This window comes from Psychrobacter sp. P2G3, assembly GCF_001593285.1.
Classification (GTDB): Bacteria; Pseudomonadota; Gammaproteobacteria; order Pseudomonadales; family Moraxellaceae; genus Psychrobacter.
Genome location: NZ_CP012529.1, coordinates 724,678 through 745,726, shown reverse-complemented (window position 1 = coordinate 745,726; position 21,049 = coordinate 724,678). Strand labels below are relative to the sequence as shown.

The following is a 21,049-nucleotide window of genomic DNA, read 5'->3' as shown; positions in this document are numbered from 1 at the left end:
ATTCAATTTTATATTTGAGATTTTACTTAAGTTAGGAGAGTCGAACTAGTCGGCTTCATCAATCCAGTTCATCTGAATGGCTTCTAAGATGCCTTCATTTGAGCGTTGCGGGTCATCATCAAAGCCTTCAAGTTCGGTCACCCAGCGATGCAAATCAGTAAAGCGTATGTACTGTGGATCAGTCTCTGGGAATTTTTCATAAAGCTCAATAGCGATATCTAAGCTGTCTGTCCATTTTAATTTTTGCGGGGTCATAATGGTTCCTTAACTTTTATAATTTTAGGAAAAAATCTTAACGAATTGTTTGTCAATTGAATAGACTCTATCCTACCAAACTTCGCTAGATGATTATAGCCAAGTTCGTTATGCAGACTCTCATACTTTAGTAGAATCAGCAGATTGAGCGGATTTGACAGCCACTTGATGCTTATTCCACGAGTTAATGACATCGGTCAGCTGCTCGCCTGTCATATCCAATACATCTGGCGTGCACTTGCCCTTTTTATCCATCAATACAAACTTAGTCATACCAACCCCCATTAGCTGGCTTTTTACAAAGAAGCGATGCTCGAAATAAACATACTTCTTATCCCAACCAACAAGCTTACTACTGACAGTCATCTTAGCTAAAAACTTAATCTCTTTGAGGTAAATCATCTCTTGCATGGCGATAACCCAGTTTAAAGGTTTGATACCTTTTTGATGGCAGCACGCCATTAGCCAGCGGGTAACATTGAGCTCAATAAAAGACAAATAGCGATAATTAGGCAGATGATCACGAAAGCCCATGTCATGCGGTAATATTCGATAGTGACGGACAGTTGGTGCGGTCAAGGTTTCCACACTAAGACGCTCGCTGACTGACTGCTTTTTGAGTTGCTGTTTTAGCAAACTGGCCATAATAAAAAAACGTATCAACATGTTCATAATTGATTCTCTTAACTCTTATTTTGTATGAATAGCAATTGAGTATAAATGTTGTCTACCTTAACGCAAAAAAAGCCACCTCAGTGACTTTTTTATTTGCAAACTTATGTTTAAAAATTGTGTTTAAAAACCGATTTTAGAAATTAATGACCTGCGCCGTTAATACTACGTACCATCTCTTCTACCATCTTCTTCGCATCGCCAAAGATCATCATGGTTTTGTCCATATAAAACAAGCTGTTGTCGAGGCCAGCGTAACCGGTACTCATCGAACGCTTGATGACCATAATCGTTTGGGCTTTGGTGACTTCTAGGATAGGCATACCGAAAATTGGCGACGATGGATCATCTTTCGCAGAGGGGTTTACCACGTCGTTTGCACCGATGACCAAGACCACGTCAGTACTAGCAAAGTCTGAATTAATCTCATCCATCTCAAGGATATCATCATAAGGTACATCCGCTTCCGCCAATAGGACGTTCATGTGTCCTGGCATACGACCAGCAACTGGATGGATGGCAAAACGAACGTTAACGCCTTCTTCTTTTAGCAGCTCATATAACTCTTTGACCGCATTCTGTGCACGACCTTGCGCCATACCATAACCCGGTACAATAACGACACTACTTGCGTTGGCCATTAAGAAACCAGCATCTTCTGCTGAACCCGCTTTATAGTTCTTTGGCGCGCCATCATCACCGCCTGCCGCCACTGCTGCCGTACCCATACCGCCGAATAGAACGTTGAGTAATGAGCGGTTCATGGCTTTACACATGATATAAGATAAAATCGCACCTGATGAACCGACTAGCGAACCTGCGATAATCAACATTGAGTTGCCAAGGGTAAAACCAATACCTGCTGCTGCCCAACCTGAGAATGAGTTCAATAGTGATACAACTACTGGCATATCACCGCCACCGATTGGGGCAATCCACATCCAACCAAAGATGACTGCAATCACTGCCATCGCATAAAAAGCGGGTAATGAATCAGTAACGAAATACACCCCACCGAAACCAATCATCGCAATGAACAATAGCGCTTGGACAGGTTTAACCCAGCCGCCAACCAAGGTCTTCGCCCAACTCTTTGCCGCCAATTTACCAAAAGCAAAGACCGAGGCAGAAAAAGTAATCGCACCGATGAAACAACCGATGAATAATTCGACACGAGCAACCGCACCATGCTGTTGTTCAGTATGCAGTACCGTTGCCAACGCAATCGCTACCGCTGCCAAACCGACAAATGAGTGCATTAAAGCGACCGTTTCTGGCATTTGGGTCATCGCAACCGTTTTTGCCTTCCACATGCCGACAAGTGCACCTAAAATCATCGCACCAATAATCAACCACAGCACCGGGCCTTCTGCTAAGAAGAATGTCGTTGCTACTGCAATTGCCATCGCAACCATACCAAAGCGGTTACCGCGAATAGCGGTCTTTGGGCTAGATAAACCTCGAAGGGTTAAAACGAAAAGAATGGCACCGATTAGATAGAACCAGTCAGCATTCGCAGAAATCATATTTGTTAAATCGCTCATGCATCGCCTCCATTTTCAGTCGTTACCACTGGTGCTTTTTTCGGTTTTGGTTTAAACATCGCGAGCATACGCTCAGTCACGGCAAAACCACCGAAAATATTAATACTGGCTAAAAATACCGCAAATGCACCAAGCAAACTGGTTGGCGTAAATATCGCGCCATCAATCGTGACCGTCTGTAGCATCGCACCGACGATGACAATACTTGATAAGGCGTTGGTTACGGCCATCAATGGTGTGTGTAATGCAGGCGTAACGCCCCAAACGACGTAATATCCGACAAAAATAGCGAGTACAAATACAGTGAAAATCGCTACAAATGGTGTGCTACTCATGGCCGCACCAGCTGGCGCCGCAGCTAAAACAGTGGCAATCATCTTATCCTCCTAAAATTTTATTCATTACTGGCAAATGTATGATGACAAAGTGTGTAGTGATAGGCAGTCAAGATTTAGCGTTTAGCAAGGCGAACCTGACTCTCATGCGTCACTGCCAGTGCGCCCTGAATCTCATCTTCCATATCTAAGTTCAGTGCCAGCTTGTTTGATGCAGCATTGTCTGTCGCTTCCGTAGTTTCTTCAGAGGCAATTAAGGTCGTGATAAAATTGACAAGGTTATTGGCATATAAATCTGAAGACTGCGCCGCTAACATCGATGGAATGTTGGCCGCACCGACGATACGCACGCCATTGGCAGTGGTAATGGTTTCATCTGGCACACTACCTTCTACGTTACCGCCCGTTCCAGCAGCCATATCAATCAGCACTGAGCCTGCCTTCATCTTCGCAAGGGTCGCTTGATGTACCAAGCGCGGTGCTTGACGGCCAGGAATTTGCGCAGTGGTAATGACGATATCGGCATTGCTTAAGGCTTTGTCCACCACAGCTGCTTGGTCTTTGATATACTGCTCTGAGGGTGTCCACGCATAGCCACCAGTTGCTTTAGCTTTTTGCGCTTCGTCTTCACTCATCGGTACATCAAGCCATTTACCGCCTAAGGATTCGACTTGCTCTTTAGCTGCAGGACGTAAGTCACTGGCTTCAACGACTGCACCTAAGCGCTTGGCAGTAGCAATGGCTTGCAAACCTGCAACTCCTACGCCTAAGATAACAACTTTGGCAGGTTTAACGGTACCAGCTGAAGTCATAAACATTGGGAAAGGACGGGAATACTCATTGGCCGCGAGCAATACGGCTTTATAACCGGCAAGGTTGGCTTGCGATGACAAGACGTCCATATTCTGTGCACGTGATAAAGTGCGTGGCAATAGCTCCATGGCAAATGCCGTTACCCCTTTGGCAGCATAAGTATCTAGCTGAGTATTACGGTAAGGATCGAGCATACCAATGACAATCTGACCAGATTTTAAGCTGTCAGTAGTTGTAGCAGGTAAGTCATTGACCGTGGTAATAATTTGAGACTGGTTGACTACCTCAGCGCTACTATCTGCAATATCGGCACCAGCAGCCTGATACAACTCATCAGCATAATAAGCTGCTTGACCTGCACCTGACTGGATGACGACTTCAAACCCAAGCTTACGCAGCTTTTTGACTGCATCTGGGGTTAGCGCTACGCGGCTTTCTTGTGCGATATCTGCACTGATGACACCGATTTTCATACCGTCTCCTTACTCTGAATACATTACTGACCTATGCACAGATTATTTAAATGATGAGATGCATAGGGCGAAAATTTTGGTCAACGCTTACATTAGAGAGTTGCACCAATATTATCAATATAATAAATGACTAACTGTTTTCCATCATGTGTTTTTATTATAGAGACATCGTTTGCTAACTTTCATTGTCTAATGATGACCCATAAGTAAATAAAAAGTTATGTATTTATACCATTTATATAATCTTTATTGCTATATTTGAAATTTTTATTTTTTCGATCTCATAAATCACAAGGAATGACTATGTATTTTGTACTCTCCCCTGCCAAGTCTTTGAATGAAAAAGATGATATTCCCGTAAACCTAGGCAATCATTACAGTCAGCCTGAGCTTATAGAACATTCGCAAGAGTTGATTAAAATACTAAAATCGAAAGAACCGATTGATTTGCAAGAACTGATGAGCATCTCTGACGATTTGGCCCAGCTCAATGCTGAGCGCAATCAACAATGGAGCTGGAGCAAAAATAAGCCATTTAATGATCAAAATGCAAAACCAGCAGGTTATTTGTTCGATGGAGATGTCTATACGGGTCTCGATATGTATAACATGGATAAAGAAACGGCTATTTACGTCAATGAGCATTTAGGTATTTTGTCAGGTCTCTATGGCGTATTAAAACCACTAGATTTGATTCAGCCGTATCGTTTAGAGATGGGCACTAAGCTGAAAAATGAGCGCGGTGATAACCTATATGAATTTTGGGGCGAGGAAGTGACTGACACTATCAACAAGCAAATGGCTGATAGCGATGACAAGGTATTAATTAATTTGGCTTCTAATGAATATTTTAAATCTGTAAAAAAGAAAGCGTTGAATGCTGAAATCATCACGCCACGATTTGAAGATGAAAAAAACGGTCAATATAAGGTAATTAGCTTTTACGCCAAAAAAGCCCGTGGATTGATGGTGAAGTATGCTGCTGACAATAAATTGACCAAGGCTGAGCAATTAAAGAATTTTGACTTGGCAGGATATTATTATGTCGATGAGCTGTCTGATGATAAGACGTGGACTTTTCGACGGGATGAGGTGGATGCGTAATCATTAGCTACTACATAATAAACTTGCATAGAAAACCCCGATAAGCTTAGCCTATCGGGGTTTTTAACTCGGTTGAATAAAAAGTCTCGTACTACTTAGAATATATAGTTATATAAAACTATTCGGTCGGCTCTTCAATAGTATCAGCACACCCTTTTCTGTTGTATTGTTTCGAAACTGCTTCATACTTACCTTTTAGCAAGCTGTACTCAGATTGCAGTGCTCCATCACCTCCTTCTAAAAAGAAGAGAGCAGGCCAAAATAGCACTAACCCAAGGCCCATTTGCCAAGCATCAGCCGATGCCTCTTTATCCACTTGTCCAGTAATCGTAGCTACTCTTTGCGATATGTCTCGCATTTCACGTTCCAAAGCGACACAACTAAGACTAGCGTACTCATTTGGAGATACATAAGCCGCAGAAATTTTCGTAGATTTGCTGGCACAACCTCCTAGCATAGAAACGGCAACCAATGCTAACAGTGTATTTGATAATCTCTTCTTCAATTATTATTTCCTTCTATTTCTTCAAGTATATGGTTTCCTATAAACGGTATGAAGAATAATACACTTTTCAAAAAATTACAATTTTTACACTTAGAAACCTTTCATAGACTATTAGGTTAATTTATAGTTAATTGTAAAATAATATTACTTAAAAGAAGGTTTAGTGCAATAAAAAAACATAAACATAAAAAAACCGATAAGCTCGATGCTCATCGGTTTTTCTTTTCAACTAAAAATGTATGAAAACAATCACATTTCTAGCAAAAAGCACTTTATGGTTTGACTAAAACAGTAAGACTAGGCAACCAAGTGAAGATTGTACTTATAGTACATCGAACGAGGTTAACAACGTCGTACAAATTTAGTCGAGGCATAAGTTACATCATGCCGCCCATTCCACCCATACCGCCCATTCCACCGCCAGCACCCATGCCAGCCATACCATCATCACCTTGCGGTAAATCAGTAATCATGACTTCGGTCGTGAGCATTAGACCGGCAACAGATGCCGCGTTTTCTAGTGCTGAACGAGCAACTTTAGCTGGATCAAGAATACCCATATCAAGCATGTCGCCATATTCGCCAGAAGCAGCGTTGTAACCGTAGTTACCACTACCACTCTTCACTTCGTTAACCACAACTGACGCTTCTTCACCAGAGTTGGTCACGATTTGACGTAATGGTGCTTCCATTGCACGACGTAAGATATTGATACCCGCGTTTTGGTCGTCGTTATCGCCACGTAGCTCAGACAATGCATTCATCGCACGAACTAATGCAACACCGCCGCCAGGGACAACGCCTTCTTCAACCGCTGCACGAGTCGCATGTAGCGCATCATCAACACGGTCTTTTTTCTCTTTCATTTCAGTTTCAGTCGCAGCACCTACTTTAATAACTGCTACGCCGCCTGCCAGTTTTGCAACACGCTCTTGTAGCTTTTCTTTATCGTAGTCAGAAGTAGACTCTTCGATTTGACGGTTGATAGACTCAACACGATTTTCGATATCTGCTTTGTTACCAGCGCCATCAACGATGACAGTGTTCTCTTTACCGACAGTAACTTTCTTAGCAGTACCAAGTTGCTCTAGCGTCGCAGTTTCTAAACTTAGACCAATCTCTTCAGAGATAACCGTACCGCCAGTTAGCGTTGCGATATCTTCTAGCATTGCTTTACGACGATCGCCAAAACCTGGTGCTTTAACGGCACAAGTTTTTAAGCCGCCACGCATGTTGTTCACAACTAGAGTTGCTAATGCTTCGTTTTCTACGTCTTCAGCAATGATTAGCAACGGTTTGCTCTGCTGCATGACTTGCTCAAGTAATGGCACGATCTCACGGATATTGCTGATTTTTTTGTCAACAAGCAAGATATATGGGTTTTCAAACTCAGCGGTTAAGCTGTCTTGCTTATTAGCAAAGTATGGGCTGATATAACCACGGTCAAACTGCATACCTTCTACGACTTCTAAGGTATCTTCAAAGCTTGAACCTTCTTCAACCGTGATAACGCCTTGCTTACCGACTTTTTCCATCGCTTGCGCAATCAACTCACCAATTTTGGTGTCTGAGTTGGCAGAGATAGAACCAACCTGGGCAATCGCTTTTGAATCATCAGCTGGAGTAGATAGTAAATGAATTTGCTCAACAGCAGCACGAACGGCTTTATCGATACCGCGTTTCAGATCCATTGGGTTCATGCCAGCAGCAACTGATTTCATGCCTTCTTGCAAGATTGACTGAGCCAATACCGTTGCAGTAGTCGTACCATCGCCAGCAACATCGTTTGTGCGGCTAGCTACTTCACGTACCAATTGTGCGCCCATATTTTCAAACTTGTTTTCAAGCTCGATTTCTTTAGCAACCGAAACACCATCTTTGGTGATGGTAGGCGCGCCGAATGACTTATCGATTACCACGTTACGACCTTTAGGACCTAATGTCACTCGTACTGCGTTTGCTAGAACGTTTACACCGTCCATCATTTGTTTACGGGCATCTATGCCGAATTTTACGTCTTTTGCCATGTTAAATTACTCCACTATTATAAGTATGAGAATACAATTGAATGATTCGATCTAGTATTGACAAAACCAATTGTCAAAAATGTGCTGAGTATAAAAATATACCCAAAAGGACTAGCCTTCTAACACACCCAATACATCAGATTCTTTCATAATAAGTAGTTCTTCGCCGTCAACTTTTACAGTTTGACCAGCATATTGACCGAACAAAACTTTGTCGCCAGCTTTCACATCTAACGCGCGAGTTTCACCGTTGTCACGAATCTGACCGTTACCAGTTGCTAGCACTTCACCTTGTGATGGTTTCTCTTGTGCTGAACCAGGCAATAAAATACCGCCAGCAGTTTTTGTTTCTTCTTCTATGCGGCGGACGACGATACGGTCATGTAAAGGACGAATGTTCATCGATATGACTCCAAAAGTTGGTTATTTGAATTTAAGGGTTTATTTGAATTAATAGTCTCAATACCAATATCTATCAGAAGCGCTGTATAAAAATGGCATTCTAAAGATAAGCTTTGAGCTTGTATCAAAAAGTGGGGGCAATGGGAGATAGCTTCAAGTGTAAACCCAAAAAATTTACAAGAATACTAGAGTAAATGGGTTATTAGCACGCATTGACCAGTAACCTTACTCACAAAGCGTTACTTATAATGAGAGTTTGAAGATTGATGGCAACATCAGCTACAAGAGCCAAACATCAAATACTATTGCTACCCTTGAAAATGTAACAATATATAACCATTATAAGACTTGAGAAAATAATAATAGCAATAAGTAAAAGCCAACATATTAGGCATATACTAATTAAGGAATATTCATGAGTTTTTTATCAACACATAAAAAATTAGCAACCACTGATTCTACTAACATCAAACGCAATAAATCTAAGTTTTTAGCGGCCTTAACCACAGGTGCTAGTATTGCTGCTATTGGAGCTTTAAGTATGACTGCACCTACCCTTGCCAGCGCAAAAACCGTTCAGCCATCAAATGCTGATTATAGCTTTACGGTTGAAGATAAGTATAAAGGTACAGCAAATCGTACATTGAGCAAATCTGGCGATACTTGGAAGTACAATGTAAAAGCTCGCGTGGCCGGTGTTGCTAGCGCCTCACAAAATAGCGCGTTCACAATTAATGGTAATAACGTTAGCCCAACTCAGGCCAGTACGACTTACAAGCTCCTAGGTATCGGCCGTACGCACAAGCTAGATTTTAATCCAAGTAGCAAAAAGGTCGCTAGTAATTATAAAGGTAAGACAACAACCATGAATATGGCGCAGCAAGCCTTTGATGATCTGAGCTTAGAAGTGCAAATTCGCCAAGATTTATTGAATGGTAAATTCTCTGGCAACTATTACATGGCAAAAAAAGACAAGGTTGAAAAGACACCATTTAAGAAATCTGGCAATACTAAAATCACTGTACCAGCAGGCACTTTTGATACTGTCCGTGTCGATCGTGTCCATGATGACAATAGTCGCTCGACCAGTTTTTGGTTAGCGCCAAGCTTAGATTACTTACCAGTAAAAGTGAGCCAAATTAACGATGGTAAGAAAATGGACTTAGAATTGACTAAGGTTAATTAAGCGCTATATTAGCTACCTTATAGTTTAACTGAGGTCTAGCTTAACTGACGTCGAAATCATCTCGTAAAAAAAGCGGCACTCTGATTCAGAGTGCCGCTTTTTTATGGCTTTGAATTTATATGGAAATATGAAGCTGGCTGCGTAGCTAGCGAGGTTGCTTGACTACATTGTTCATCGAGGGCAGACGTTTCAACAAAATAAATAGCCAGACGTTGATGGTTAGCAGTAATATAAAATCGATTAAATAAACGGCTATCTCAGCTGAGCTGCTTCCGTAAGCACGAGTAAATAGCACTACGCCACTCGCACCTAAATAAACCAAAGTAAACATACTACCTACCAATAGTGCATAGGGTGAACGACCACGCATTACCCATGGCGTTAAGATGAACGCTGGCACCAGCCACAATGCTTGCCATGCAATACCACCAATAATATCAGGACTGCTTGGATTAAGAGCACTGATAAAAATAGGCAGCCCAAACAATCTATAAATTAACCAGACTAGCCAAGTAAGCATTAAGCGTTGACGGATAGGCGCAATAGGTTTGTTAGGTTTAGCAGGCTTGCCAGAATTTTTTACTGGTACTTTAGCCTGATTGTTACCATCGGAGCGGTTAGTAGCCATCAGATACGTTTATTTCCTAGTTAGAGCATTGTGCTGCAATAGACCAGAGCAGCTTAGCGATTCCAGTTGGCTTGTGCTAATGCGGTTGCACTAATAGCCAGACGACGGCCTTGAGCGATACCCAATTCGCGCTCATCATCAGAGACAGGTTGATCATGTAACGCACCGCTGACGTGACTTGCACCATAAGGTGTGCCGCCACGATGAGTACGGTTCAACGCTGGCTCTGCATATGGCACACCCATAATCATCATACCGTGATGAATTAATGGCAACATCATGGTAAGTAAGGTCGTTTCTTGACCGCCGTGCATTGAGCCCGTCGCCGTAAATACTGAAGCTGGTTTGTTTTGTAGATTGCCAGCCAACCAAACAGTAACGGTATTATCCCAAAAATACTTCATGGGCGCGGCCATATTACCAAAGTGAGTCGGACTACCGAGCGCAAGACCCATACAGTCTTTTAAGTCATCCATCGTGCAATAAAGATCGCCTTCATCAGGAATAGCAGGCTTACTTGCTGTCGTCTCAGGCGCAACTGTCGGCACCGTACGAATACGTGCCGTCATGCCAGCCTCTTCAATACCTTGAGCGATAGCATATGCTAATGTCTTAGTCGTACCATGGTTAGAGTAATAGAGCACCAAAATATATGGGTTGGCTTGACTCATTAGCAGAGCTTCCTTATAAAATCGTTAACATTATGATATGCAATAGCTTACGTACCATGCGGGCTTTTTATCCTGTTATGAATTTACCAGATTAAAAGCTACGCATGCATTGGGTGTTTAACATTGTTGATAGACGTGCACATTATGCCCGAGTCATTCACTGACATGCAAACAAAGCATACCCTACATTGTATAGATAAAACCCTGTAACGGTTGCTAGTGTGCATTTTGACACAATTAAGTGGCAGATGCTGATGCCACATTTTTGTTACACTATTGTCACTCTTATCCTCGCTAAATGGTCGTCATGGAAAACTTATTAAAAAAAATCCCGTTTACACATCAACGCTGGTTTCAATTCTTGCGATTTTTAATACGGCATTTTTTTGAAGATAATTGCCAACAGAAAGCGGCCTCTCTTACCTATACCACTATGCTATCAATTGTACCCATGTTGACCGTACTATTGATGATTTTATCTTCAGTTCCCGCACTTGCTTCAGTCAGAGCGCAGATATATGAAGTGATTTATAGTAACTTGCTACCGCAATCAAGCATGCAAGTCAGTGAATATATCAATAGCTTCGCTGAAAAATCGTCCAACTTGACGGCTATCGGGGCAATGATTTTATTTGTCACGACCATCGTAACCTTAACGACTATTGAACGCGCCTTTAATCAGATTTGGCGAGTGGAAGATCGTTCGGGCGGCATTAAGAGTATGCTGCGCTATTGGACCATCGTCACCTTGGGACCTTTAGTACTGGGTACTGCATTCATTGCCTCTAGTACGGTACAGAGTTTAAGCTTTTTGAATCAACAAATTGGCGGCTATGGTATTGATTGGTCATTTTGGGTACAAATGGTCTCTATCGGCGTCACGATTGCAGGCTTTATTGGTATGTATTGGTTCATTCCTAAAGCACGCGTACCCGTAAAAAATGCGGCCATTGCTGGTATATTTGTTGCAGTAGTATTTGAGCTACTAAAGCATATCTTCGGCACAGTGATGAGCAACTTTACCAGCTATGAAGCTATATATGGTGCGTTTGCTGCTTTGCCAATTTTCTTGCTATGGATATATTTATCGTGGAATTTAATCCTATTAGGCGTTGAGATTAGCTATACCTTAACCATTTTTGAGACTGAGGAAGTTTATCCACGCCATCCACTATTAAGCTTGCTTGATATGCTGAATTTGGTGTACACCAGTCATCTAAAAGGCGATGCCGTTAGCGAGCAAGACCTACGTAACGTATTGGGTCGTAAAGAATTACCCAAATGGTATACCTATATCAATTACTTAAAGGACAGCAAACTCATTACGATGACTGAAGATGATGATTACGTACTTAAAAAAGACCTTAGCAGAATGACGCTATGGGACTTCTATCGTACCCTACCTTATCCATTACCAATCAAGGATGAGCTTGATGAGATGAAGAGTGAAAATCAACAACCATGGTTGAGCTTATTGGTACGTCGATTTGTGAATACCGAAGCCTGTGCTCAAGAACAACTTAACTTACCATTGTCCGCGATTTTCTCTCACAGTCAGCCACGCAAAAAAACACCAGTAGATTATAAAAAAGAATCATCTGAACAAACTTCCAATCATCATGTTGATGACAATAGAGATGCACTACGTTTTGAAGCAGCCGCTTATGATAAAGACAGTGATGTAATATGCGATAACAATAATAACGAGATTTTAATTCCGAATGACAGTATGGAAGACGATAAAGGTACAACTAATAATAGTGCCAACACTAGCGGCAATATCATTACTGAAGCGGATAATCCACAAGCAAATAGATAAGCGCTATAACCTTATTAGGTAACGCTGTTAAATAACTTTCATTAGAAAACATTAAAAAATCTATCACAAACCCTTTGGAGCCTATGGCAGTGACTGACGACACAAAAGATAATCTGCTCAAACGTGTACTAACGGCAAGTCTCTATTGGCTAAAGCAGTTTGCGCAGTTATGGTCGCTACAGACACTAACGGACTTACCTGATCGCTTAAGAAATCTATGGCAGCAGCTGATTGGCTCTTATTGGTTCATTCCAACTGCTTGTGTGCTGACAGGATTACTGTTAGCACCTTTGTTCATCGCTATCGATCAACAATTTGATCGTGCAACCGTTAGGGATATTAGTTTTGCTTTTACAGGTGATGATTCCTCTGCAAGATCTATTATGACCACGATTGCAGGAGCGGTATTAGGCGTAGCTGGTACCACTTTTTCGATTACCATTGCCGTCCTTTCTATGGCCTCGTCACAGTTTGGGCCACGACTCTTACGTAACTTTCTGACTGATAAATCAAATCAGTTCGTGCTTGGTGCCTTCATCGGTACGTTTAGCTATAGCTTGTTGGTTTTAAAATCTATTCATAAGTATGATGTGGATTTTGGTGTGCCGCACCTATCAGTAACCTTTGCTATCTTTATGGCAATTGTTTGTGCATTGTTGTTGGTTTATTTTGTACAGCATATGGTGCATGCTATTCAAGCGTCACGTGTCATTCAAGGAGCCAGTAATGACACTATCAAAAACATTCATTACTGGTATAGCGATAACTGCGATATTCAGCATCAGCAAGATGTAGCGGATAGTGACATTGAACATTATCATTCTTGGCGCGCTACTCCTATCTATGCACCAAGCTCAGGCTATCTACAACAGATGTATTTTGAGTCACTCATTACCCTAGCAAAAGACTATGGCGGCGTGGTGCAATTACATACCAATCTCGGTGATTTTGTCACTGATAAAAACGTCATAGGGCATTTTTATCAGCGCCCAGCAGGTCATATAAGCAATCTAGAAAAGACTACAATCTCTCAGCTAGCAATCTCTCCACACACACCTGATGGAATATTTTGGCAACGCTTTGCTACTTGTCTTCATTTTGAACGCCAGTCGGCATACTCTAATGATATTGGCTCAAGCTTAGGACAGATAACTGAAATTGCTGTACGAGCCTTATCTCCTGGTATTAACGATCCTAAGACAGCGGTAAACTGTGTGCAATCCTTAACTATTTGCTTGAGCTTAATGATGCGTCGGCAGCCACCTAGCCCTTATCATTTTTATACGCCACCAAAAGACAAGGATGAATCTGATATTACGGTTAATCAGCCACGAATAGCAATACTGGCTCTCGTTACCCGAACGCCAAAAATATCTGATTTTATCGAAACCTCGCTGGGTGAAATACGTCGTTATGCTACTACTGATTTAATGGTGTTAAAGGCACTTTGTCAGGCAGTAACTGATCTAAATTATGCTCGAGTAAATAGCGCACAGCGGCAAACATTATTACGTGAGCTGACTTTGATTGAACACGCGGGTCAAGCCAACCTAAGTTATAGGGAGCTAGTAGAGGATTTGCTGGCTATGTGTCAACAAGCACGGCAGTTTATTCATGATGATAATGCTCAACATCAACATTTTGAATATATTAGCGAGTTCGATGCGCACATTTATAAAGCCTTACAGACACAATCAAGATAGATAGTTATGGTGTAGTCGAATATATAAGCACAGGTTTAGTTATATATTAGTTACGAATATAAGTGAAGGTTAAAGCAACTAAACCAGCACGGTATCTGGGCTTAATAACCTTTAGCCTTACGACAATTTTTATACTCACTTGAGACCTCTTTTATGGCATCTGCGACCAGCCTAACCATACTCGAAATCAGCGCCATCTTTTTATCGATTACCGCTTTATTGACCTATATCAATCACCGCTTTATTGGTTTACCAACCACTATCGGTGTGATGGTCATCTCTATCGTATTATCTATGGTAGCGATATTTTTAGGTTTTTTAGGCTTTGATCAGCTTATTGATTATGAGGTTAGTTTATTAGATCAGCTAGATTTCACTGAAGTATTGCTTGATGGCATGCTCTCCATGCTCTTATTTGCCGGTGCTCTACACGTAAATATTGGCGATTTGAAGCGTTATAGACTACCGATTGGCATCCTTGCCTGTATTGGTACCGTCGTGTCAGCAGTACTTATCGCCACTGCTCTTTACTTTATGCTGCCGTTACTTGGCTTCGGGCTACCTTTTATTTGGTGCTTATTGTTTGGCGCGTTGATATCGCCTACAGATCCTATTGCGGTTATGGGTATTTTAGCATCTGCAGGTGCCCCAAAAAGCATTGAAACTGTCATCGCTGGCGAATCATTATTTAACGATGGCATTGGTGTCGTTATATTCGTCTTATTGCTCGGCATTTTATCCAGTGGTGATATTCCAACGGCTAATTATGTGGCACATACTCTAGCTGTTGAAGCGGGTGGCGGTATCATCTTTGGTTTGATACTCGGGGCCATTTTGTACTACATGATTAAAAGTATTGATAGCTATCAAGAAGAAGTGCTATTGACGCTTGCAGGCGTGATAGGTGGTTACGCGCTAGCCAGCCATTGGCATTTGTCAGGACCATTAGCGATGGTGATGATGGGCTTAATGGTCGGAAATCGTGGTCGTGAGCTGGCAATGAGTGACAAGACTCGCCATTATATTGATTTATTTTGGGAATTAATTGATGAGATTTTAAACGCGATTTTATTCGTCTTGATCGGTCTTGAAGTGGTCGTTATTGCCTACTCAGGTAATTTATTTATCGCTGGTGGCTTGACCATTATTATTGCCCTACTTGCTCGCCTTATTGTCGTAGGCATGACTACTAAAACCTTTAGCCGCCAATTGAAGCTACCAGAAGGTGCTTGGAAAGTACTGACATGGGGCGGGCTGCGTGGCGGTATTTCAGTTGCCTTAGTATTACAGCTGCCGTCCGGAACAGAGCGCGACATTCTATTGGCACTGACTTATGCTGTGGTAGTATTCTCTATCTTAGTGCAAGGACTAAGCATCGGTAAAGTTGCCAAAATGATCCAGCCTGTGCAACAAAATCGATTATAAGCTTAATCAATTTATGGCTAAGCTATGTAAAAAAAGGGCCAGCACTAGATATTATCTTTAATGCTGGCTCTCTGGTTTTCACACTAGAATTTCTATGATAGCTATAATTTATGGTGATTACAAAAGGACGATTATAAAGTTCGTGTGTCATTTTATATCAACCCTTTTCGCTTCATATTGCGATAGACCACAACCACAATAATAATATTTAACACCAAAATACCCAATTTGAACCAATCAAACGGGCTAATGATCAAGTAGTACAACTCGATAGGGATAAATATCCCATAACCGATGACACTAAACCAATATGCCCAGGTCTTATCTTGCCATAATCCATAAGCTTCAATGAAACGCAGACTAACGTAAGCGAAAATCAATAGCATGAAAAGTGGCCAATTTTTGCTTGCTTGCTGAGCCAGTTGCACAACACTGTCAATCTGCGGGGTCAGCAGGTTTCCAAAATAATATTGCCATGAGTCCGTTGCCGTGGCTAGCCAATGCTCTAGATCAGTATGCCAAAACCATAATGCAAAAGCACCTGACAGCGCACCAGTACCTTTGACAATCTCGTAGATTGCCACCGCCTTAATTGATTCACTAGACTCACTATCCATTTTACTCGGCAGATTGTCATCATCTCCTAGAGACTTATGGTTTTTGCTGGCTGAAGATGGTGGCAAGTTACCATTCTGCTGAGGCGAATTAGCCAAAGAAGGTCTCCACGACTCGACCTTGCAAGTACTGATTAAAGAATGGCGTATTTTTGCCATTCGATAACATAGTATCTGTCGTCACTTGCCATTCAAGGTTAGGGTCAACCAATATTGCACCGCCCATGCTTTCATATTTGTTACTTATACCAGCAATTTGTGCCGGGTTAATGCAAATCTTGTCTACCAGCTGCTCTAGCGTTAACACCTCATCTTTTACTAACTGACAGGCTAGCGCCATAAACGTATCAAAGTTTGAGATACCAGGCGTACTCTCAGCAAAGGGGGCTTTTTTTGCGGTAGAATTTAAAGGCTCGTGATGACTACAAATTGCATCAATAGTCCCATCTTTAAGCCCGCGAAGCAGTGCTTGCTGATCCGTGTTACTACGCAACGGCGGTAGCACATAAGCTTGGGCGTTGAAGCCTTCTAGATTGTCATCCGTTAGATATAGCTGATGCATAGCCACATCACAAGTCACGGGCAGACCTTTGTCTTTCGCCCAGCGCATTAGCTCAACTGAAGACTTACAGGATAACTGACTAAAATGCGCAGCAATGCCTGTCTCTTCTACCATCAGTAACTGGGTGGACAATGCTACCGTCTCAGCAATCCAAGGAATACCTTGTAGTCCGTGATACGAGGCGATATAACCTTCATGCGCTACCCCATCACCAGACAGACTTGCCTCATCAGGATAGAAGAATACTTTCATGCCAAAGGTTGCTGCATACTCCAAGGTGCGTAGCAGTACCAAATCATTGCTAAAAGGCCTACGCGCATTAGAGACTGCGATACAGCCACCTTTTTTTAGACCTGCGATATTCGAGGGATTTTCTCCTCGCAAGCCTTCAGTCAAAGCGCCTAAAATATGTAAATGGATACCACCATCGAGCAATGCACGTTCGCGAAGACCTTTAAGTAGCGAGCCATTTTCTAGGATAGGACTTGTATCGGGTGGCGTAATAACATGCAAAAATCCATTAGCGCGGGCAGCACGGCCTTCTGAAATTAGGGTGCCATGCTGTTGCTGACCAGGCTCTCGCAGACGCGCACACAAATCCACCAGTGGTGGTAGCAGCCAAGTCTCTCGACCAGCCTCAAGATTTGCCAGTTTAGCAATCGCCTCACTCGGTAACGATTTTTTGAAAGCATTAGGAAGTAAATCTGTCATCTGCGCATCAGTAGTGATGGGATTAGTCATGAGCTTTTTTTACCATATCAATAATAATTAAATGAATAAAATAGAAAGGCTTAACAGGCGAACGTAAACCATAAAGTGTTAATTTTACCTTTACTGATTATTCGTTTTTTTGTGAATTTCTGGCCGCTTGGTGGGCACGTTGGCCTTCCATGGCTAGTGAGAGCACCGCCATTCGAATCGCAACACCATTGCTTACTTGCTTTAAAATAACAGACTGCGCGCCATCGGCCACATTTGATGCAATCTCAATACCACGATTCATCGGTCCTGGATGCATAACTAGGGCGTCAGGCTTAGCCAATGCCACCCGTTCAGGTGTAATACCATAGTGTTTGTAATATTCACTTGATGACGCCAATAGCGGTGATCCAATACGCTCGTTTTGAATTCTAAGTCCCATAATAACATCACAATCAGTCACACAGCTATTCATATCTTCGTAGACTTGAACACCAAAACGCTCAATCCCTTTAGGCAATAAAGTACGTGGGGCAATCACACGAATATCTTTAACCCCAAGGGTTTTTAAGGCGCTAATATCTGAGCGCGCTACTCTAGAATGCTTAATATCACCGATAATAGCCACCGATAGCTCTTCAAATGGACGCGGCGCTTCACGATGAATGGTCAACATATCGAGCATACCTTGAGTCGGATGTGCGTGCCAGCCATCACCGCCATTAATAATAGCGATATCCGGTGTCACTTCAGTCGCCATAAAATGTGCAGCCCCTGATGCTGAATGACGCACAACAAAAATATCGGCTGTCATTGCCTCCAAATTCCATAGCGTATCGCGTAAACTCTCGCCTTTTTTTGTACTAGAGCGGGCAATATCGATGTTTAATACATTGGCCCCAAGACGCTTTTCTGCTACTTCAAAGGTAGTACGAGTACGAGTTGACGGCTCAAAGAACAGGTTCATTACTGTACAACCATCAAGCTCAGGCCGATTAACCAACAGACCATTTTCATCAAAAAAAGTCTCTGCTTTAGCAATAATTGCTTGTAGCTGTGCTTTATTTAATCCTTCAACCCCTAGGAAATGACGCAGACTACCGTCTTCATTTAGCTGTGGGCGGCTAAGCGAAGTGTTGAGTCTTTGGTGAATAGTATCGTGATCGAATTTGGCATATTTGGATGGTGATATAGTATTGATAGGCATATTTTTCTTGGAAGTTGGCATAATGGTAAGTCTTTATTATGGGTTTATATCGAGTCAATCATATCGGTTTATTCATTTATAATCATCACCATGTGTACAGACACAAGGACATATTGGCACTTATTTGCTACACTTTACCGCATTGGCATACATGGCCTTATTCGCTTTTATAAAAAGACTAATGTTTCTTATAATAAACGGCAAGTAGTAAGCGGCAAGTCTAACTAAATTATCAATAATAATAGATATAGTGTAGCTGATTTTGCAGTCAGGACAAAGATAACGTGTCTGCTATTTGCATATTTACTCATTTAAATGAATACTTAGCTTATTTAGAATGACCCAAGTGACAAGCTTAATCTACTGTATTTTAAAACTTATTATTTCTCTACCTTTTACCACTCATCTCATTTATTAGGAAGTATTATGACGACCTTAGCACACTATCTAAAAGAACGAAAAACCGACTCCGCTGTTGGCGATGTAATTACGACTATTACTGAAGTCGGCAAAACTATCTCACAGCTGCTTAGAAAAGGGGCACTGGCAGACATTTTAGGGGAAGCAGGTAATCAAAACGTCCAAGGTGAAGAGCAAAAGAAGCTTGATGTATTGGCTAATGACTTACTTCTAGATGCTTTAGCACAAAACAAGCATTGTGCTGGCGTCGCCTCAGAAGAGCTAGATGATGCTACTCCTGCCAATGCCGATGGTAGCTTGCTCGTATTATTTGACCCCCTTGATGGCTCATCGAACATCGATATCAATATGGCAGTAGGGACGATTTTTTCTATTCTACCCTACCAGCGCCAAGGGCAAACTAGTGAGAACAGTGATTTCCTACAGGCTGGTAATGCACAGCTTGCAGCAGGTTATTTATTATATGGTACGTCTACCATGCTGGCATTGACGGTAGCTGATAACGTGGTTATGTTCAGCTTAGATCCAGATAACAATGATTACGTGCTAGTCGAAGACAATGTACAGATCGATGCCGATACCAGCGAATATGCTATCAATAGTTCAAACTATCGTTATTGGCGTGCACCCATGCAGCAGTATATTGATGAGCTAATCGCTGGCGATACCGGAGTACGTGGTCGTGATTTCAACATGCGCTGGGTGGCAGCCATGGTTGGTGATGTACACCGTATCTTATGCCGCGGTGGGCTATTCACTTATCCTTTTGACACCAAATATGCCAATAAAGCTGGCAAATTACGTTTGATGTATGAAGCCAATCCAATGAGCCTACTCATTGAACGTGCTGGCGGTAGTGCAACTGATGCGACAAATCGTATTTTAGATATTGCCCCAACTGATATTCACCAACGTGTCCCTGTAGTACTTGGTAGTAAAAACGAAGTCGACTACATTAAAGACTTACATCTAAAGCACGGCGATAAATAAGTAATACTTTTTTATTACTTTTCATGACTTCGCCCTATACATCAAAAGTAGCCAGATCAACATTCAGCAAAAGATAACTTGGACTGGCTAACTTTTGGTGTTGTTAATTTTACCTTTATTCTTAAGCAGTCAACTATGACATTAGAACCTACCGAGCTAATCACTTCAGACAAAAACACTTCCGTTAAGCTCGTAAAAGCACTTTTGTCTCAGGCACGTCAGCGTAAAAAACAAGGTCAGACGGTACTTGAAGGTGTGCATCTTATTGACGCGGCCCTACGTAGCGACTATCCGTTCGTCCAAATACTACTAGCCGAATCAGCGCACAAGCATCCTGAGGTTCAGCAAATCTTAACGCGCCTACCGACTTACACTAGTATCTTAACTTTGTCAGATGCACTTTATGAAAGCATTAGAAGTCTAGGTACAGGCATTGATATCATGGCGATTATCAATATACCAACACCAAGCTTAACGATGATAGATTATGACTGCCTGATACTGAACGATGTACAAGATAGTGGCAACGTTGGTACGCTATTACGCACCGCAGCAGCTACTGGTATTGATACAGTGTTATGCACTAGCGCAACTGCACAAGCATGGTCACCCAAGACGCTACGAGCAGGAATGGGTGCGCAGTTTGCGCTAACTATTTATGAGGGTTTGAGTAGTCAAGATATTTTAGACTATGTGCAAACCCCTTTGCTTGCGACCAGCTCACATACTGACACTTTGATTTATGAGCATGATCTGACAGCTCCTACTGCTTGGATTATGGGACATGAAGGTCAAGGCGTTTGCGAGGAGCTGATGCAATGTGCCACCCCTATTGCATTACCACAGCCCAATGGACAAGAGAGCCTCAATGTTGCGATTGCAGGGGCGCTATGTCTTTATGAGACGCTACGTCAGCGCCGTTACAACTAAGTTCACATATAGTTAAAGTGAAATAGCTATATTAGCTTAGCGTTTAAACATAAAAAATCCCGCTA

At 42.1% G+C, this 21,049-nt stretch carries 20 protein-coding genes; 7 read left to right on the top strand and 13 right to left on the bottom strand.

Features of this window, described 5'->3' with window-relative positions; translation table 11 throughout:
* Positions 1-45: 45 nt before the first annotated feature.
* From iscX to AK823_RS03210, 5 genes are all read right to left on the bottom strand, one after another.
* Complete coding sequence (iscX, locus tag AK823_RS03230; protein ID WP_011279849.1) at positions 46-255, bottom strand: Fe-S cluster assembly protein IscX; 210 nt, start codon at positions 253-255, stop codon at positions 46-48.
* 120 nt (positions 256-375) lie between these two features.
* Positions 376-927 carry an acyl-CoA thioesterase gene (locus tag AK823_RS03225; RefSeq protein WP_068326136.1) on the bottom strand — a complete coding sequence of 184 codons (552 nt, stop codon included), beginning with the start codon at positions 925-927 and terminating at the stop codon, positions 376-378.
* 143 nt (positions 928-1,070) lie between these two features.
* Positions 1,071-2,453: an NAD(P)(+) transhydrogenase (Re/Si-specific) subunit beta gene (locus tag AK823_RS03220; protein WP_203226587.1), complete on the bottom strand. Its 1,383-nt coding sequence runs from the start codon at positions 2,451-2,453 to the stop codon at positions 1,071-1,073.
* Between the two features lie 14 nt (positions 2,454-2,467).
* Entirely contained in the window at positions 2,468-2,806 is a 339-nt protein-coding gene (locus AK823_RS03215; RefSeq protein WP_203226586.1) for a proton-translocating transhydrogenase family protein, read from the bottom strand.
* Between the two features lie 116 nt (positions 2,807-2,922).
* Positions 2,923-4,092: a Re/Si-specific NAD(P)(+) transhydrogenase subunit alpha gene (locus AK823_RS03210; protein WP_068326132.1), complete on the bottom strand. Its 1,170-nt coding sequence runs from the start codon at positions 4,090-4,092 to the stop codon at positions 2,923-2,925.
* 303 nt (positions 4,093-4,395) lie between these two features.
* On the opposite strand from AK823_RS03210, the gene yaaA reads away from it, so the two are divergent.
* On the top strand, positions 4,396-5,196 hold the full coding sequence (yaaA, locus tag AK823_RS03205; protein WP_068326131.1) for a peroxide stress protein YaaA: 801 nt from the start codon (positions 4,396-4,398) through the stop codon (positions 5,194-5,196).
* A 118-nt stretch (positions 5,197-5,314) separates the two neighbouring features.
* Here the strand turns inward: yaaA and AK823_RS14010 are convergent, their stop codons facing one another.
* The 3 genes from AK823_RS14010 to AK823_RS03190 form a co-directional block, all read right to left on the bottom strand.
* A complete protein-coding gene (locus tag AK823_RS14010) occupies positions 5,315-5,554 on the bottom strand; it encodes a hypothetical protein (RefSeq protein ID WP_149031837.1) in 240 nt (79 codons plus the stop codon).
* Positions 5,555-6,078: 524 nt separating this feature from the next.
* Positions 6,079-7,728, bottom strand: a complete 1,650-nt coding sequence (gene groL / locus AK823_RS03195) for a chaperonin GroEL (RefSeq protein WP_068326129.1) — start codon at positions 7,726-7,728, stop codon at positions 6,079-6,081.
* A 111-nt stretch (positions 7,729-7,839) separates the two neighbouring features.
* Positions 7,840-8,130, bottom strand: coding sequence for a co-chaperone GroES (locus AK823_RS03190; RefSeq protein ID WP_010196840.1), 291 nt, complete (start codon positions 8,128-8,130; stop codon positions 7,840-7,842).
* Positions 8,131-8,545: 415 nt separating this feature from the next.
* Between AK823_RS03190 and AK823_RS03185 the strand changes: the two genes are divergently transcribed.
* Positions 8,546-9,316, top strand: coding sequence for a DUF3108 domain-containing protein (locus AK823_RS03185; protein WP_068326126.1), 771 nt, complete (start codon positions 8,546-8,548; stop codon positions 9,314-9,316).
* A 145-nt stretch (positions 9,317-9,461) separates the two neighbouring features.
* On the opposite strand, the gene AK823_RS03180 is transcribed toward AK823_RS03185, so the two are convergent.
* Entirely contained in the window at positions 9,462-9,944 is a 483-nt protein-coding gene (locus AK823_RS03180; protein ID WP_068034668.1) for a hypothetical protein, read from the bottom strand.
* A 53-nt stretch (positions 9,945-9,997) separates the two neighbouring features.
* Positions 9,998-10,615: an NAD(P)H:quinone oxidoreductase gene (wrbA, locus tag AK823_RS03175; RefSeq protein ID WP_068326123.1), complete on the bottom strand. Its 618-nt coding sequence runs from the start codon at positions 10,613-10,615 to the stop codon at positions 9,998-10,000.
* A gap of 307 nt (positions 10,616-10,922) precedes the next feature.
* Here wrbA and AK823_RS03170 point away from each other — a divergent pair, with 307 nt between their 5' ends.
* From AK823_RS03170 to AK823_RS03160, 3 genes are all read left to right on the top strand, one after another.
* A complete protein-coding gene (locus tag AK823_RS03170; RefSeq protein WP_068034665.1) occupies positions 10,923-12,434 on the top strand; it encodes a YihY family inner membrane protein in 1,512 nt (503 codons plus the stop codon).
* An 83-nt stretch (positions 12,435-12,517) separates the two neighbouring features.
* Positions 12,518-14,137, top strand: a complete 1,620-nt coding sequence (locus tag AK823_RS03165; protein ID WP_068326120.1) for a DUF2254 domain-containing protein — start codon at positions 12,518-12,520, stop codon at positions 14,135-14,137.
* Between the two features lie 153 nt (positions 14,138-14,290).
* Positions 14,291-15,562, top strand: a complete 1,272-nt coding sequence (locus AK823_RS03160; RefSeq protein ID WP_068326109.1) for a sodium:proton antiporter — start codon at positions 14,291-14,293, stop codon at positions 15,560-15,562.
* A 152-nt stretch (positions 15,563-15,714) separates the two neighbouring features.
* Here the strand turns inward: AK823_RS03160 and AK823_RS03155 are convergent, their stop codons facing one another.
* From AK823_RS03155 to AK823_RS03145, 3 genes are all read right to left on the bottom strand, one after another.
* The gene (locus AK823_RS03155; protein WP_068326106.1) at positions 15,715-16,275 is read right to left on the bottom strand and encodes a DUF2127 domain-containing protein; all 561 of its coding nucleotides are present in this window, start codon (positions 16,273-16,275) and stop codon (positions 15,715-15,717) included.
* Positions 16,268-17,449, bottom strand: coding sequence for a dihydroorotase (locus AK823_RS03150; protein WP_068038965.1), 1,182 nt, complete (start codon positions 17,447-17,449; stop codon positions 16,268-16,270). Before AK823_RS03150 ends, AK823_RS03155 begins: the two co-directional genes overlap by 8 nt.
* Before the next feature lie 127 nt (positions 17,450-17,576).
* Positions 17,577-18,665: an aspartate carbamoyltransferase catalytic subunit gene (locus AK823_RS03145; protein ID WP_068034657.1), complete on the bottom strand. Its 1,089-nt coding sequence runs from the start codon at positions 18,663-18,665 to the stop codon at positions 17,577-17,579.
* 405 nt (positions 18,666-19,070) lie between these two features.
* Between AK823_RS03145 and AK823_RS03140 the strand changes: the two genes are divergently transcribed.
* Together AK823_RS03140 and AK823_RS03135 are read left to right on the top strand one after the other, a co-directional pair.
* Complete coding sequence (locus AK823_RS03140) at positions 19,071-20,054, top strand: class 1 fructose-bisphosphatase (protein ID WP_068034655.1); 984 nt, start codon at positions 19,071-19,073, stop codon at positions 20,052-20,054.
* Positions 20,055-20,189: 135 nt separating this feature from the next.
* Entirely contained in the window at positions 20,190-20,984 is a 795-nt protein-coding gene (locus AK823_RS03135) for an RNA methyltransferase (RefSeq protein ID WP_068326102.1), read from the top strand.
* Positions 20,985-21,049: the final 65 nt, after the last annotated feature.